The 15069-nt window shown below is 38.6% G+C and carries 13 protein-coding genes and 1 pseudogene; 12 read left to right on the forward strand and 2 right to left on the reverse strand.

Going from position 1 to position 15069, the window contains the following annotated elements; translation table 11 throughout:
- Position 1 precedes the first annotated feature (1 nt).
- From BN990_RS03470 to BN990_RS03500, 8 genes are all read left to right on the forward strand, one after another.
- Positions 2–940, forward strand: coding sequence for a hexose kinase (locus BN990_RS03470; protein ID WP_038242426.1), 939 nt, complete (start codon positions 2–4; stop codon positions 938–940).
- A 264-nt stretch (positions 941–1204) separates the two neighbouring features.
- Positions 1205–3256 (forward strand): BglG family transcription antiterminator, encoded by a 2052-nt coding sequence (locus BN990_RS03475; RefSeq protein WP_038242429.1) that lies wholly within the window; start codon positions 1205–1207, stop codon positions 3254–3256.
- A 22-nt stretch (positions 3257–3278) separates the two neighbouring features.
- Positions 3279–3761, forward strand: a complete 483-nt coding sequence (locus BN990_RS03480) for a PTS sugar transporter subunit IIA (RefSeq protein WP_021289666.1) — start codon at positions 3279–3281, stop codon at positions 3759–3761.
- A 1-nt stretch (position 3762) separates the two neighbouring features.
- A complete protein-coding gene (locus tag BN990_RS03485) occupies positions 3763–4050 on the forward strand; it encodes a PTS sugar transporter subunit IIB (protein ID WP_021289665.1) in 288 nt (95 codons plus the stop codon).
- A 59-nt stretch (positions 4051–4109) separates the two neighbouring features.
- Entirely contained in the window at positions 4110–5369 is a 1260-nt protein-coding gene (locus tag BN990_RS03490) for a galactitol-specific PTS transporter subunit IIC (protein ID WP_038242432.1), read from the forward strand.
- Between the two features lie 50 nt (positions 5370–5419).
- On the forward strand, positions 5420–6496 hold the full coding sequence (locus tag BN990_RS03495; protein WP_021289663.1) for a zinc-binding dehydrogenase: 1077 nt from the start codon (positions 5420–5422) through the stop codon (positions 6494–6496).
- Positions 6477–6638 carry a hypothetical protein gene (locus tag BN990_RS22875; RefSeq protein ID WP_021289662.1) on the forward strand — a complete coding sequence of 54 codons (162 nt, stop codon included), beginning with the start codon at positions 6477–6479 and terminating at the stop codon, positions 6636–6638. Before BN990_RS03495 ends, BN990_RS22875 begins: the two co-directional genes overlap by 20 nt.
- Entirely contained in the window at positions 6639–7694 is a 1056-nt protein-coding gene (locus BN990_RS03500) for a galactitol-1-phosphate 5-dehydrogenase (protein ID WP_038242433.1), read from the forward strand.
- Between the two features lie 237 nt (positions 7695–7931).
- Here the strand turns inward: BN990_RS03500 and BN990_RS03505 are convergent.
- Positions 7932–8923 (reverse strand): annotated as a pseudogene (locus BN990_RS03505) (aldo/keto reductase).
- A 147-nt stretch (positions 8924–9070) separates the two neighbouring features.
- Here BN990_RS03505 and BN990_RS03510 point away from each other — a divergent pair.
- Positions 9071–9952 carry a cupin domain-containing protein gene (locus BN990_RS03510; RefSeq protein WP_038242435.1) on the forward strand — a complete coding sequence of 294 codons (882 nt, stop codon included), beginning with the start codon at positions 9071–9073 and terminating at the stop codon, positions 9950–9952.
- A gap of 244 nt (positions 9953–10196) precedes the next feature.
- A complete protein-coding gene (locus BN990_RS03515) occupies positions 10197–10946 on the forward strand; it encodes a sugar phosphate isomerase/epimerase family protein (RefSeq protein WP_038242437.1) in 750 nt (249 codons plus the stop codon).
- Between the two features lie 37 nt (positions 10947–10983).
- Here the strand turns inward: BN990_RS03515 and BN990_RS03520 are convergent, their stop codons facing one another.
- Complete coding sequence (locus tag BN990_RS03520; RefSeq protein WP_021289657.1) at positions 10984–12294, reverse strand: 2-hydroxycarboxylate transporter family protein; 1311 nt, start codon at positions 12292–12294, stop codon at positions 10984–10986.
- A gap of 1002 nt (positions 12295–13296) precedes the next feature.
- Between BN990_RS03520 and BN990_RS03525 the strand changes: the two genes are divergently transcribed.
- Positions 13297–14280 (forward strand): LacI family DNA-binding transcriptional regulator, encoded by a 984-nt coding sequence (locus BN990_RS03525; RefSeq protein WP_021289656.1) that lies wholly within the window; start codon positions 13297–13299, stop codon positions 14278–14280.
- A 12-nt stretch (positions 14281–14292) separates the two neighbouring features.
- Positions 14293–15048, forward strand: coding sequence for an SDR family oxidoreductase (locus BN990_RS03530; RefSeq protein WP_021289655.1), 756 nt, complete (start codon positions 14293–14295; stop codon positions 15046–15048).
- The last annotated feature ends 21 nt before the right edge of the window (positions 15049–15069 follow it).

Here is a 15069-nt window from a genome sequence, read left to right on the forward strand (position 1 = left end):
GATGATTCTTACGGTTACGTTAAATCCTTCGGTAGATATGCAGTACCAATTATCAGCGTTACAAGTAAATGATGTGAATCGGGCTGCCCATGTGTCTAAGACTGCTGGTGGCAAAGGGCTTAATGTCACCAGAGTTATTGATCAATTACAAGAGCAAGTCACAGCAACTGGTTTTCTAGGTGGAAGATTAGGAGAGTTTATAGTAGATGAATTATCGCAGCAACAGATTGCTCATGATTTTGTATCCATTCAAGGAGAGACAAGAAACTGCATCGCTGTTTTACATGATGGCAAACAGACAGAGATCCTAGAGAATGGCCCAATCATTACCAAGGATGAATCAGAGCAATTTCTTCAAAAGCTGCAGAATTTATTGGGGAAAGTTACTAGATTGACGATTTCAGGCAGCCTTCCAAAAGGTTTAACGGTATCCTTTTATCAACAAATTATTAGCTTGGCAAATCAACAAAAGGTTCCTGTTTTTTTAGATACGAAGGCATCGCTATTGATGGAAATTGTAAAAGGTGATGCGAAGCCATATTTAATTAAACCAAATCAGCAGGAATTTGCCGAGGCGATGGAAATGACCTCAAACAGCGTGGAAGCCATTGTTGACATTTTATCTCATCGAACCCTTCTTTCTGATATCCCTTGGGTAGTCGTAACACTAGGAAAAGATGGAGCTGTTATAAAACATGAAGCAGTTATTTATCGAGCATCTATTCCTAATATCCATGCTAAAAATCCAGTTGGTTCTGGGGATAGTGTCTTGGCTGGTTTTGCCGTTGGTCATCAGCGGCAATTATCAGCAGTGGAACTAATTCAATTTGGTTTAACAATGGGTGTCTTAAATGCATTGCAAGCCCAGACAGGTCAGATTGACCCAGAAGCCATACCTGATTACCTATCGCAAATTCATGTTCGCAAATTGTTGAAATAGAATCGCTAATCCGTCTTAATTGACGGGTTAGCGGTATTTTTTTGCCCGAAATTCTATGGGGAACTTCAAATTTCTTTGCTACATCAGTTTTAGAAAATTTTATTATTATCTTTATTTCGTGTTATATAGGAATAGGAATAAAGAGAGATACAAGCTGTTTGTGTCGATCCCAATATCGTACATTCGTCGTTCAAACATTTATGATGAAATCGCGTACATTATTGTGGTATTGGCTGATACAATGAATGTGAAAGAGGGGAAATCATGAAACTTGATGATCGGAGTAACACGATCTTTGAAGCATTATTAAATAATCCTAGCATGAATAGCAAAGAGGTTGCACATACGTATAAGCTGACGAGAAGACAATTAAGTTACAGGATTCAAAAGATCAATCAATGGCTGGATAATCAAGGTCTCCCGCCAATTAATCGTACAAGGCAAGGTTACTTTATTCTAGATCAGAATGTTTATACAGCCTTGCTTCATGATCAGGAGGGAGCGAAGCCAAACCGGATTCTCTCCGAATCAGAACGTGTGTACATGATCGTGTTTATGCTTATCAGTAATAATGACTTATCGCTCTACCATTTTTCAAGTGAATTACAAGTAAGTAAAAATACTGTCCTAAATGATATAAAGAAAGCACAGCAATTGGTTGAACCATTTCAATTAACCATTCGCTATAGTCGGAAGTATGGTTACCTATTAGAAGGCAATGAATTCTATACTCGAAAACTACTCATTCACATAACAACGGTCATACTTGATATGAACGATGGAGAGAAGCTTGTACGGCATTTGGCTCATATGCAAGCAGGAGCGGTAACAGAGACTATAAAACGAATCGAGAATATAGAAAAGAAGCTTAATCTGAAATTTACGGATGAGAAGCTAGCATCGATGCCTTATATCTTATTACTTGTTTTATACCGAATTAACAAGGGACATGTGATTGATTCTTTCTATATTACTTACGATGAGCTCTCAAATACGAAAGAATATCTGGCGACAGAAGAAATTCTTTTTGATCACCCCCATATTCCTATGGTAGAGCGGCTGTTTATTACCTTGCATTTATTAACGATAAATGTGTACTGGTCTGAGTTATTGATGGAAGATACGATTCCTGATTTATATGAAGCACTTGATGAAATGGTGACGCGTTTTGAGAAGAAATCTGTAGTTGTCATTCAAGACCGTGTGCAATTACTGCAAAAGCTATTATTACATGTCAAACCAGCGTATTACAGAATTAAATACGAACTAACGGAAATCAATCATGTACAGCACGGATTAAGCAAGGAATTTTCTGTGCTTCATCACCTAGTAGAACAGGCAATCGAACCGTTAGCGTTTTTAATTGGCAAGGATATTCCCGAAAGTGAAACGGTCTATTTAACGATGTTAATTGGTGGTTGGTTAACGAAGCAGGGGGACAGTATTCAGAAGAAAATCAAAGCCATTGTTGTTTGTCCAAATGGTGTATCGGTATCAAGGCTGATGTATCGTGATTTGAAAGATTTATTTCCTGAATTTGTATTCTTAGATTCATTATCTGTACGAGAATTCAAGGTTTATCCGTATGATTATGATCTTGTGTTCTCGCCAATCCCTTTAGAAACAAATAAAAAGCTTTTTACGGTGAGTAGTGTCTTGCATCGTGATGAAAAAATTCGCTTAAAGAAACAGGTGTCATTAGAATTACATGGCTATTTTCCTTCGAAAATCGAAATGGATGAAATGCTGCAGATTATTAAAGAACATACGACAATTCATGATAAACAACAATTAGCAAAGCGATTATATCGTTATATGCATCGTGATGAGGCAGAATCCATTTATACGGAAGAACCTCCTTCTTCCATGATGGTGCTAAGTGATTTTTTGCCATTAGATCATATTCGAATGGTGCATACAGTTACTTCCTGGAATGAAGCAGTTAAATTGACAGCAAAACCTTTACTTGTAAATAACAAGATTGCTAGATCTTATTTGGAAGCAATGTTGAATCAAAAAGAACAGGATCCTTATATTGTCATTGGGAATCATCTTGCTATCCCACATGCAGCACCTGAGGACGGTGTTAGGGAGACATCAATGAGCCTGCTGCATATAAAGGAAGGTGTTGATTATGGAAAGGAGTATCGTATTCACATTATGGTTGTAATTGCTGCGATGGATAAACAAAAACATTTAAAAGCATTACTGCAGTTAATGAGGCTTGCTCAATCGAAGGATGCAATGAAAACATTGATGCAAATAGAATCAAAAGACAAAATGAAGCAATTGATTCAAGATTACTCATTTGAATAACAACAGGGACTGAGGTGCAGATATGACAGAGCTATATTATGATCAATCAATTATTCAAGTAGACCTTGATGTGACAAGTAATCAAGAAGCACTTGAGAACATGGCAGCAACGATGGCAGAAAAAGGATTTGTCACGGAGTCATTTAAAGATGCGCTAATTAACCGGGAAGCAGCGTTTCCAACAGGCTTACCAACTCAAGGCGTATCTGTGGCAATACCGCATACCGATATCGAGCATGTCATTAAAAAATCAATTAGTGTCGCAATTTTAAAGAAACCAGTTGAATTTGGCATAATGGGAGATTTGGATTCGACGACTCCCGTAAAAATTATCTTCTTGCTAGCTATGGATGAAACCCACGCGCAGCTTGTCCTATTACAACAGCTGATGCAGGTCTTTCAAAATGAAGAACAATTAACGTATTTAGCTAATCAGAAAGATAAACAAAATATAAAACGATTCCTAGAAGAAGAACTAGGGTTCACGCTTAAAGGAGGTGAATAACATGGCAGATAAGAGAAAAGTATTGGTGGCATGTGGTGCAGGGATTGCTACATCAACGGTAGTCAATAGTGCAATTGAAGAAATGGCAAAAGAAAATAATTTAAATATTGAATTAGTTCAAATAAAAATTGCTGAAGTAGGTTCATATGTAGACACCGCCGATTTGCTAGTAACGACAGCAATGACGAAGAAAGAATATCCTTTTCCTGTAATCAATGCACGTTCTTTCCTAACTGGAATTGGTGTAGAGGATACAAAGAAACAAATTTTAGAAGAACTAAAAAAATAAGTGAAGGGGCATCTCGTAAGGAGAGATGCACCTCTTCAAAGGGATAAGGGGGAGGAATTATGCAGGGGTTTGTTGATTTTATTCAAGCCTTCTTAGACTTAGGAGCTACCGTTATTTTACCAGTTGCGATTTTTCTATTAGGTCTGTTATTTGGGCAAAAACCGGGAAAAGCATTTCGATCAGGATTAACGATAGGTGTCGCATTTGTTGGTATATTCTTAGTTGTTGATTTATTGGTAAATAATTTAGGGCCTGCAGCACAAGGAATGGTTGATCGATTAGGTGTTGAATTAAATGTCATTGATGTAGGATGGCCGGCAACTTCTTCGATAGCATGGGCCTCGGTTGTGGCGGCTTTCATCATCCCATTGGGATTAATTGTAAACGTTATCATGTTGGTGAGCAAAACAACCAAAACAATGAATGTTGATATTTGGAATTTCTGGCATTATACCTTTATGGCAGCGATGGTGTATGCCATTTCTGATAGCATTATTCAAGGACTTATAGCGGCAGTTATCTTCCAAATCGTTTGTTTGAAGGTCGCTGATTGGACAGCTCCTATGGTTAGTGAATTTTACGAGCTACCGGGAGTTTCTTTAGCAACAGGGTCTACAATTTCTTATGCACCAGGAATATGGTTAGTTAAAGGATTACAGAAGATACCCGGATTGAAAAATTGGAATGCGGATCCTGAAACGATACAAAAAAGGTTCGGAATATTCGGAGAATCAATCTTTATCGGCTTGTTTTTAGGGGCGGCAATTGGTGCCCTAGCTGGTTATAGTGTTGGTGAAATCATTGAGATTGGTATGGCCATGGCAGCAGTTATGGTACTAATGCCTCGTATGGTAAAAATTTTGATGGAGGGACTAATGCCTGTTTCGGAATCAGCAAGAGAATGGTTAAACAAACGATTTGGTGATCGTGAAATTTATATTGGACTGGATGCTGCTGTAGCATTAGGACATCCTGCTGTTATTTCTACTGCACTGATCCTTGTTCCCATTACTGTCGTTTTAGCTGTTATTTTACCAGGAAATGCTGTATTACCTTTCGGTGACTTAGCTACCATTCCATTTATAGTAGCCTTTATTGTCGGTGCTGCCCGAGGGAATATTGTGCATTCCGTTATTGTTGGTACAGTGATGATTGCTATCTCTCTTTATATTGCAACAGACGTTGCACCGATCTTTACACAAATGGCTGAGAATGCGGACTTCGATATGCCTGAAGGCTCTGCGAGAATCTCGAGTATCGACCAAGGTGGAAACTTGATTAATTGGATTATCTTTAAAATTTTCTCTTTGTTTAATTAAGTCGTAAAGGCCGTCATTTCAATTCTTTTAGAATGTATAGGGGGATCATCATGCAAGCACTTATAAAAACAGCTTTAGGATTCGGTAATCTGGTTGTGCAAGAGAAGGAAGAGCCGAACCCAAATCCAGGGCAGGTAAAAATCAAAGTTCACTATGCAGGGATTTGTGGTTCAGATATCCATACGTATGAAGGACATTACAAAGTAGCTTCTCCAGTTACGTTAGGTCATGAATTCTCTGGTGAAATTGTAGAAGTAGCTGATGATGTGACAAATTTCAAAGTTGGAGATCGTGTCACTTCAGAAACAACATTTTATATCTGTGGAGAATGTAATTACTGTCAGACTGGGAATTACAACTTATGTAATCACCGCAAAGGATTAGGTACGCAACAAGATGGAGCATTTACCTCATATGTGATTGCACGTGCAGAAAGTCTCCACCTGATACCGGAGCTTGTCAGCTATCAAGCTGCTGCTATGACAGAACCATTGGCTTGTACACACCACGCTGTCAATAAAGCAGAAATAAACCAAGGGGATATTGTGGTGGTGATTGGCCCTGGTCCAATTGGTTTATTAACCGCACAGGTAGCCAAAAGTCGTGGCGCAACGGTAATAATTACGGGATTAACGAATGACAAGATTCGTTTAAATAAGGCAAAGGAAATCGGCATTGACTATGCAGTAGATTCACAAAAACAAGATTTAAAAACGCTCGTCCATTCATTAACAGCTGGATACGGAGCAAATGTGGTATTGGAATGTTCTGGATCTGTAGCTGCTGCTAAGCAAGGGATGGATTTGTTAAGAAAACAAGGTCAATTTGTTCAGGTGGGGATATTCAGTGAACCAGCTATCTCTTTTGATATGGAAAAAATTATCCAAAAAGAGATACACATGGTGGGAAGCAGAAGTCAAAAACCGGCAGATTGGGAGCCATCTCTGGCACTGATGAGCAATGGCGAGGTGCAAGCAGAAGCATTGGTAACCCATCAGTACAAAATTACCGAGTGGGAACAGGCTTATCAAGCAATAAAAAGCGGCGAAGCAATTAAGGTGTTACTTGTTCCCCACCTATTAGACAGCTACGAGGGAGGGAAAATCGATGGTCGAACCATTACTTGATTTTATGTTAGGGCCAATGCGAGGAATCACATCCATCTATGTGGAATATCAAGTCATTTTTAATACATTGGTAGTCGGATTTGGGATATATTCAATATTCTTTTCACGAAAAAAACAAACAGCCAATGAAGCAGGTGATTAGATGAAAGCTTTGAAACTATATGCAAAAAGAGATATACGATATGAAGAGGAAGAGACTCCGAGAATTGAACAGAACAATGAAGTTATCATCAAGGTGAAGGCGGTTGGAATCTGTGGATCCGATTTATCCAGATATAAGAAGTTAGGGCCGTATGTGGAAGGGATGGTCTTTGGGCATGAATTTGCAGGAGAAGTTGTAGAAACGGGTTCTGCGGTAGAGGAAATACAAGTGGGTGATCGAGTCTCTGGATGCCCGACTTACTGTTGTGGGAAATGTATGTATTGTCAAAAAGGAGAATTAGCAAGGTGTGAGAAGTTAATCGTTATTGGGGCTAAACATCCTGGAGCATACGCAGAATATGTGAAGTTACCTGAAGCGAATGTAATACCTATACCAGACGGTGTTGATTTTGATACGGCTGCAATGATTGAGCCTTCTGCGGTTGTGGCTCATGGTTTTTATCGAACGTCGCTTCAGCCGGGGCAAGATGTTGCTATTATGGGATGTGGCAATATTGGATTATTAGCGATTCAATGGGCCAAAGTGTTTGGTGCAAGACATATATATGCGATTGATATTGATGAACAGAAGTTAGCGACAGCCAAACAGCTTGGTGCAGATTATATCATTCATTCAAGAGAAGTACCAGCCTATCAACAGCTCCACAAGGTAACCGATGGATTAGGTGCTGATATAGCTATCGAAGCAGCTGGTTCACCAGTTACTTCTGCCCAAATTTTCTCCCTCATTAAAAAAGGCGGCGAAGTTGTCTTTATGGGTATTCCATATGCGGATGTAATGATCGAACGATTTTATTTTGAACATATTGTTCGTAATGAATTAACTGTTTTAGGTTCTTGGAATGCCATTTCATCGCCATATCCAGGTAAGGAGTGGGAAATGGCGATGAACTTTATGAAAAATGGACAGTTAAACGTCAAGCCAATTATTTCTCATCGAATTCCTTTAATAGATGGACCATCAATATTTGAAACTATCATTCAGCAACAAGGGTCATTTGGAAAGGTACTATTTTATCCAGAACGTGTTCAATAGAAAGACGAAATTAGAACTGGCATTAAGATTATGTAAAAGTAGATGTGGCAGGGATGCAACTAAAATAGCTAACCCAAAAGTGAAATGATAAAATAGGGATGAACTAAATGCTAATACGAAGTATTTTGACGGAGCGATGGTAGAACCTGTTTTTATAACTAACCCGAACGGATTCGAGTTGAATCGTTCGGATTATTATAGGAATAAGATACTGTTGTCTCAGCCTCGCCTATTTGTTTATTCCTTATGGGGAAGAGGAGCTGTTTCTGAAATTAGTTTCTTTTGCTGTAATTCTTCCCAGAATGGATCAGGTATTTTCTCATTCATTGCTGCCAAATCTTCCTTGATCCGCTCTGGTCTGGTAGAACCAGGGATAGCTGCTTGAACGGCTGGATGTGCAGTTGAAAACTGTAAAGCAGCTGCTTTTAAGTTAACGTCATACTGTTTGGCAATGTTATTTAATTCGTTGACAAGTGCTTTGACTTCATCTGTTGCTTGGGCGTAATCGAAGTGATCACCACCCAACAATGCTCCAGAGTTGTATGGACCACCAACTACGATACCTACTCCTTTTCTCTGGGCTAACGGCATCATTCGTTCTAATGCACGTTCATGCTGCATTAAAGTATATTGAGTGGCTGATAAATTTAAGTCCGGATTAGCTTCTTCTAGTTCCATTGCAACTTCAATAGGAGTCGTAGTATTCACACCTAATCCCCATGATTTAATAACCCCTTCTTCTTTTAAGCGAGTCAATGTACGAAACGCACCTTTACGTGCCTCGTCAAACTTCGTAATCCATTCGTCTTCTAGAAAGTCTGGAGAAAGGTCATGAACAAAGACCATATCTAAATAATCCGTATTCAGCCGTTTCAAACTTTGCTCAATTGAACGAAGCGTTCCAGCTTCTGTATAATCTGTTTGTATTTTATTCTTTCGAGCTTGCTCAAATAATCCAGACTTCTCTTCCTGTTCCTCTAAAATGACACGTCCTACCTTCGAACTTAGTACAAATTCTTTTCGGTCCTGTTCAGCTAGCGCCTCTCCTAGCCTCATTTCCGATAACCCAGCGCCATAAAAAGGAGCTGTATCGAAATAGCGCACGCCTTGGCTCCATGCTGATTCAATTGTTGCTTGAGCCTCTTCTTCACTTACATTACGAAACATATTCCCAGTGGAGCTGTACCAAGACCGATTTTATTATTTAGTGCATCATGTAAGTATTTCATTACGAAACCTCCCAAAAAAACATTTCCTAGTAAAAATTACCCAAAACCAATGTAAATAAAACATTTTTAGGTAGCCCAGCGTACAATTTTTACAACATAGGCATATGCTGATAATGACAATTCTTAGATAGAAAGGAAGGCGTGTATATGTTTTATATGGCCCAATTTGATAAGCAAATAAATACTACAATGCCAGATTCAGTAAGAAATTCTCATGATCCATTGCAGTACTTATGTAATTCCATCCACCAGGATATAAAACGAGAAGGGAAAATGATTGCAATCTGTCAAAAACTAGCTGATGAAGCATCTTCAGAGGAAGAGCGGATGAACTATTTGCAAATTATTCAAAGAAAACTAGTACTGTTGGACAACTCAGCTATGATATATCGAAATCTAACAGGAGGGGAACCGGACTATGAGGAAGATATTCGAGTTGCGGATGGCCAAGAAGGTGTACAGCAACTTCAGTTACTAGAACAAGAGAGTTATCAATCTTATCAGAAAGGGTACATGTTGACACAAGATCCATATGTGCGGGACGTCTTCTTACGAGCCTATTATGGGGCAGAATCAGCACAACTCACCTCTAAACAATCACCTCAGGATACGGCAACGCGTATCTCCGATCAAGGAGGAGATCCATTTGTTGTAGCTATTGAGCAAGCCACAGAACGAAATAATACTTTTCGGACAGCGATATGGACTGGAGATCATTTGCAAGTAACGTTAATGAGTATTGATGTTGGTGAAGATATTGGGTTAGAAATTCACCCTGACACAGATCAATTTTTACGTTTGGAGCAGGGAAATGGGTATGTACAGATGGGGAAAAGCAGAGACAATTTAGATTTTAACCGATATGTAGAAGAGGATGATGCGATAATGGTACCAGCAGGTACCTGGCATAATATCACAAATACCGGTGATGAACCTTTGAAACTATACTCTATTTATGCTCCGCCAGAACATCCATTTGGAACGGTTCACCAAACAAAAGCGGATGCCTTGGCAGATGGAGAATACTAATTCGACTAGCCTCCGGTTCAAAGGAAGTTTTTTACCACTTCATATAAAACTATACTTGTCATAATTATTAAACTATGGGATGGTTTACGTATAGGTTGATACTTGCTCAAAAAAAATCCAAGCAAGAACATCTGTCTCTGCTTGGATTCATATACATTACAAGAAAGGGGGAGTTATAAGGATACTAGTAGTATACCCAGTTATCAGCTTTTTAAACCAATACCATGGAAAAAGGAGAGAAAAAATGGGAAAAGTTGCCCTGCAATTGTATACAGTTCGCGAATTAGCTAATGAGAATTTATTAGGGTTATTAGAAAGAATTGCGGAGCTAGGTTATCAAGGCGTCCAATTTGCTGGGTTCCATGATCATAGCGCAGAAACGGTACATAAACAATTACAAGCATTAGGTTTAACACCTGCAGGTGCCCATGTACCGATAGAACTGTTACAAAGCCAGTTGGATGAAGTGTTGCGTTTCCATACCAAACTAGATAATTCATTGTTAATTTGCCCGTTTTTACCCGAATCGATGAGGAAATCAAAAGATGATTATTTGCGGACAGCTGACCAATTTAATGAGATTGGTGAGAAGCTTACACGAGAAGGTTTTGCTTTTGGTTACCATAACCATGCATTTGAGTTTGAACGTTTTGATGAAACATCTGGATTTGAACTGCTGTTTGAGCATACAGATTCTAGCAATGTGAAGATGGAGCTCGATTGTTATTGGGCAGCCTATGCTGGAAGTGACCCCGATCGATTAATACAGAAATATCAAGACAGATGTATTTCACTTCATGTTAAAGACGGAAAGCAGGAAGAAGGAGAAATGATTTCTACGGAGATTGGCAATGGCACATTAGATATTCCAAAACTAATTACATCTGGTAAAGAACATGATGTGAATTGGTTCATCGTTGAGCAGGAACATTTCACTGGAGATCCATTAATTAGCGCGAAAGAAAATGTAAGCGCATTAAAACAGCTGATATAACGAAAAGATCGGGCAAGTAATGTGCCCGATCTTTAAATTATAATAATGGAACAATAATGCCGGCGATTAGTAGAATAAGTGCTCCACCTAAACGAGATGATATTTGAGCAAACGGCATTAATTCCATTCGCTTGGAAGCGGACAATACGGCCACATCACCCGTTCCTCCCATATTAGCCATACATAAACCTGCCGTGATTGCAGATTCGATTGGGTGGAAGCCAACTAATTTTCCGAGCATTGCCGCTCCTAATGCTGCACCAACAACGACACTGGCAACCAATAAAATATATTCGATCGTCAGTGCATCAATAACAGCATTCAAATCCGTATAAGCAATCCCTATCCCAATTAATAAGGCGAGCGTCCAGTTTTTTGCAACGAATTGATACCACTGATTTGCCCCATTTTCAACAATTTCAGGTAACCATCCTGCTAATTTAAAAATAGCTACTAAAATAATCATGAGGGCATATGGGTGTAGTGGGATAAAGTTTCCTAAAATTTGGCCAAGCACATAAAATACGAGAGCTGCAACCATACCTACACCCATGATACTTACATTATACGTAACCTTTTTATTTTCTACATGGAAGCCTTCCATCAATTGGCCATTTCCTGATAGCTTGGGAAACTTATTACCGATCATATTTAAGATACCTGCAAGAATAATAGCCAGGACATTACCTAGTGCTAATGCTGGTACAAGGATTGAAATATAATAGGATGGATCATTACCAAGAATTTCGGAATATACTTGAGACATTGGAACAGCACCAGCTCCCATACCTCCACCCATAATTGGCATGGCAATAACTAAAATGGCATCTTTAAATCCAAATCCAATAATCAGACCTACAATACCCGCTAGTATCATTGATACAATTACAGCAGCTAATAAAGGTAAAGCAAATTTAGCGCCAGCTTTTTTTAATGTGTTGGAATTCATTCCTAAGATACTACCTGTTATTAAGGCAGCAATATAGAAATTAAGAAAACCACCGGATTTCATGAATTCCGTTATACTGGTAATGGTTTCTTGGGGCATGATATCTGCGTATACGAAAAAAGCAGCACCAAATATAGCTACAATAGCACCTCCACCTAAAAAGCTTCGGAGGATAGGGGTATTATCGCCAATCCAGCCAAACAGTTCTCCCAGTACCATCATAATGAGTAAACTACCGATCATTCCAGCAGGTAAATTCCCTGTATACATAGCTGCTAAAGCGATAATTGTAATTAATGCAAACCAAATAACCGGGATATTAAAGATACTTATGCGCTGAAATAACCTTGTTTTTGATACTGTTTCCGGCTCAATTGATTGTTGTTGGGGTGTCGTCATGATTTGCCTCCTAGTTATGAATATACTTTCTTTTAGTTGTTCGCTTTGCTTTCGTTATCAGGTGCTTAATTATTTGTTCTATCTCATTCAAAGTACCTTGAGCGTGCACAATTGCACGTTTTCATCCTTCCCAATTTTGAATGCCTACAAATACCGTATGAAACTTGTATCAATTCTCCATAAGTTAAAACGCTTACAATAATTAGTACAAATCTTCATTACAATGAATATATTCTATATACATGAAAAGCTGTTAGGTATTTTATATGTGTAAGAGCCTAAAGAACCATAGGGATAAGTTATGTATGATCGAAGAATCATAATCTTCGATACATTCCTTTATCTGAAAGCCGCATTTCCTTAGTATATGAAGAAAGAATTTAGTAGTTTCTTTGATCCAAGTTATGCCCCCCTTCCTTCCTAACCTACGTATGAAGGGTTAAAACGTTTTTGAAGGATTCGTAGCCTAGACATATCGTAACGCTAACTAACTTTCGTATTTGCACATTCTATTTTTATTACTCTAGCACCTGATCCAGCTATTTGTCGAGAGACAAAAGGCATAGCTACGCTTGATCTAATAGATTAAGCGTAGCTATGCTGAAGGCAACAAGTAGGTTATATTCTATTTATTTTCCTACTTACGGTTCTTTTGGAATTTTTTCATCTTAGATTGGTATAGTACTTTTAGTCCAAGGTAAAATTGAATAATTAAGGAATTTTTGGTTATTTTCCTTTATAATAATACTAAATAGGTATGCCATATTTACTTATCAAGAGTTATTCCAAGAGTCATCCCCATATGCAGCAGGAGAGGCTCTTGTATTTTGAGGAAAAACAACTTAAGCCATATCGGTTATTTTGGGTCCAATGTTGAGCAATATGTATTGCAACCCAAACAATAATTCGGTTTATGAGTATATAAGTAATTAGCATATTGACAATTAATTAGCAAAACAGTAAGATTTATTGTAATCGATTACAATTAGAGGTGTGAGGAGCATGGCAACTATACAAGAAGTAGCGAAAAAAGCAGGGGTATCTGTAGCCACAGTTTCTAGAGTACTTAATAATTCCCATACTGTAAAAGAAACAACAAGATTTAAAGTTGAGCAAGCGATTGGAGCGTTAAATTACGCGCCCAGTGTTTTAGGACGGAATTTACGAAATTCAGAAAGCCGACTACTTCTTGTGTTAATACCGAGTATTTCGAACCCGTTTTATACGGAGATTATTAATGGGATAGAAGATACTGCTATTCATGAAGGCTATAATATCATGCTTTGTGAAACGGATTCGAATCCTCAAAGAGAAGCGATTTATTTTAATCTTGTTCGTAATCGCATGGCCGATGGTATTATTCTAATGGATCCAACTATTAATCGAAATAATGTATTGCAATTGGCAGAAACACACCCAATTGTACAATGCAGTGAATTTGATAAGGAAGGGCATATATCCTATGTTTCGATTAATAATGAATTAGCTGCTTATCAAGCGGTGAAGCACTTAATTAAAATTGGAAAGAGGAAAATTGCATTCATTAATTCCGATGAAAAATTTTTATATGCACGTGAGCGGAAAGCTGGTTATGAAAAGGCATTTAATGAGTACGATATGTCTGTAGAAGCGAAATGGATGTATAATATCCAAAAGCTTAATTTTGAAAGTGGGCAACAAGCAATGCGGACACTTCTTAACCAAGCCGATCGCCCTGATGCAGTTTTTGCTGTGTCTGATGTTCTTGCCATTGGTGCATTAAAAGAAATTCACGCTAGTGGGTTGAATGTGCCTAATGACATAGCGGTGATCGGCTTTGACAAAATTAGCTTTTCTAACATGACCTACCCAACGCTGACAACGGTATCGCAGCCGATGTACCGGATGGGATGTATTTCAGCGACAATGATTATTAAGAAGATAAGAGGAGAAAAGGTAGAAAGTATGCTTCTTGAACATGAATTAATTATTCGTGAATCAACATAAGGGGGGAATATCATGTATTCATTAACCAACCAAATTGCGATTGTTACTGGTGTCAGTCATGGCAATGGAATAGGTGCGGCAATTTGCCGTCAACTTGCAGCGGCAGGTAGTTCGATCTTTTTTACCCATTTTCGGGCAGAGGCTAGTTGGCCAACGTTTTTTCAAGAAGAAATTAGGAGACGTGGGGTTGAATGTAATTATTTGGGCATCGATTTGTCCCACACACAAGCACATAGGGAAATAATGACGACGGCGGTAGATCAAATGGGAGTTCCTACTATTCTCGTAAATAATGCGGCCCATTCTACAAGGGATGGCTACCAAATTCTTGATGCAGAAATAATAGATAAACATTATCAAGTCAATATGCGTCACACAATGTTATTAAGTGCTGCCTTCGCACGTCAATTAGAACAAACAAATGTTGATCATGGACGGATTATCCATTTAACATCTGGTCAGGCGCAAGGACCAATGGTCAATGAGTTAGCATACGGTGCAACAAAAGGAGCTATATCGGCATTTACTTTGTCATTATCAGCTGAACTTGCCCCACTTGGAATTACCGTAAACGCGGTTAATCCTGGACCAACAGATACTGGCTGGATGACGGAGGAGCTAAAACAAGAACTTCACCCCAAATTTCTATCAGGAAGAATCGGTGAACCAGACGATGCGGCAAAATTAGTATCTTTTCTTGCAAGCGATCAAGCAGGCTGGATAACCGGTCAAGTTATTCATTCAGAAGGGGGGTTTCTAAGACAATAGGGTAAGGGCATTATTTTGAAA

The sequence above is a fragment of the Virgibacillus salexigens genome, assembly GCF_000723585.1.
Classification (GTDB): Bacteria; Bacillota; Bacilli; order Bacillales; family Amphibacillaceae; genus Virgibacillus; species Virgibacillus salexigens.

Excerpts from the sequence above, each read along its gene's own strand:
- BN990_RS03490 (WP_038242432.1), top strand. The coding sequence starts at position 4,110 with ATGCAGGGGTTTGTTGATTTTATTCAAGCCTTCTTAGACTTAGGAGCT.
- BN990_RS03530 (WP_021289655.1), top strand. The coding sequence starts at position 14,293 with ATGTATTCATTAACCAACCAAATTGCGATTGTTACTGGTGTCAGTCAT.
- BN990_RS03500 (WP_038242433.1), top strand. The coding sequence starts at position 6,639 with ATGAAAGCTTTGAAACTATATGCAAAAAGAGATATACGATATGAAGAG.
- BN990_RS03495 (WP_021289663.1), top strand. The coding sequence starts at position 5,420 with ATGCAAGCACTTATAAAAACAGCTTTAGGATTCGGTAATCTGGTTGTG.
- BN990_RS03515 (WP_038242437.1), top strand. The coding sequence starts at position 10,197 with ATGGGAAAAGTTGCCCTGCAATTGTATACAGTTCGCGAATTAGCTAAT.
- BN990_RS03525 (WP_021289656.1), top strand. The coding sequence starts at position 13,297 with ATGGCAACTATACAAGAAGTAGCGAAAAAAGCAGGGGTATCTGTAGCC.
- BN990_RS03470 (WP_038242426.1), top strand. The coding sequence starts at position 2 with ATGATTCTTACGGTTACGTTAAATCCTTCGGTAGATATGCAGTACCAA.
- BN990_RS22875 (WP_021289662.1), top strand. The coding sequence starts at position 6,477 with ATGGTCGAACCATTACTTGATTTTATGTTAGGGCCAATGCGAGGAATC.
- BN990_RS03510 (WP_038242435.1), top strand. The coding sequence starts at position 9,071 with ATGTTTTATATGGCCCAATTTGATAAGCAAATAAATACTACAATGCCA.
- BN990_RS03520 (WP_021289657.1), bottom strand. The coding sequence starts at position 12,294 with ATGACGACACCCCAACAACAATCAATTGAGCCGGAAACAGTATCAAAA.
- BN990_RS03480 (WP_021289666.1), top strand. The coding sequence starts at position 3,279 with ATGACAGAGCTATATTATGATCAATCAATTATTCAAGTAGACCTTGAT.
- BN990_RS03485 (WP_021289665.1), top strand. The coding sequence starts at position 3,763 with ATGGCAGATAAGAGAAAAGTATTGGTGGCATGTGGTGCAGGGATTGCT.
- BN990_RS03475 (WP_038242429.1), top strand. The coding sequence starts at position 1,205 with ATGAAACTTGATGATCGGAGTAACACGATCTTTGAAGCATTATTAAAT.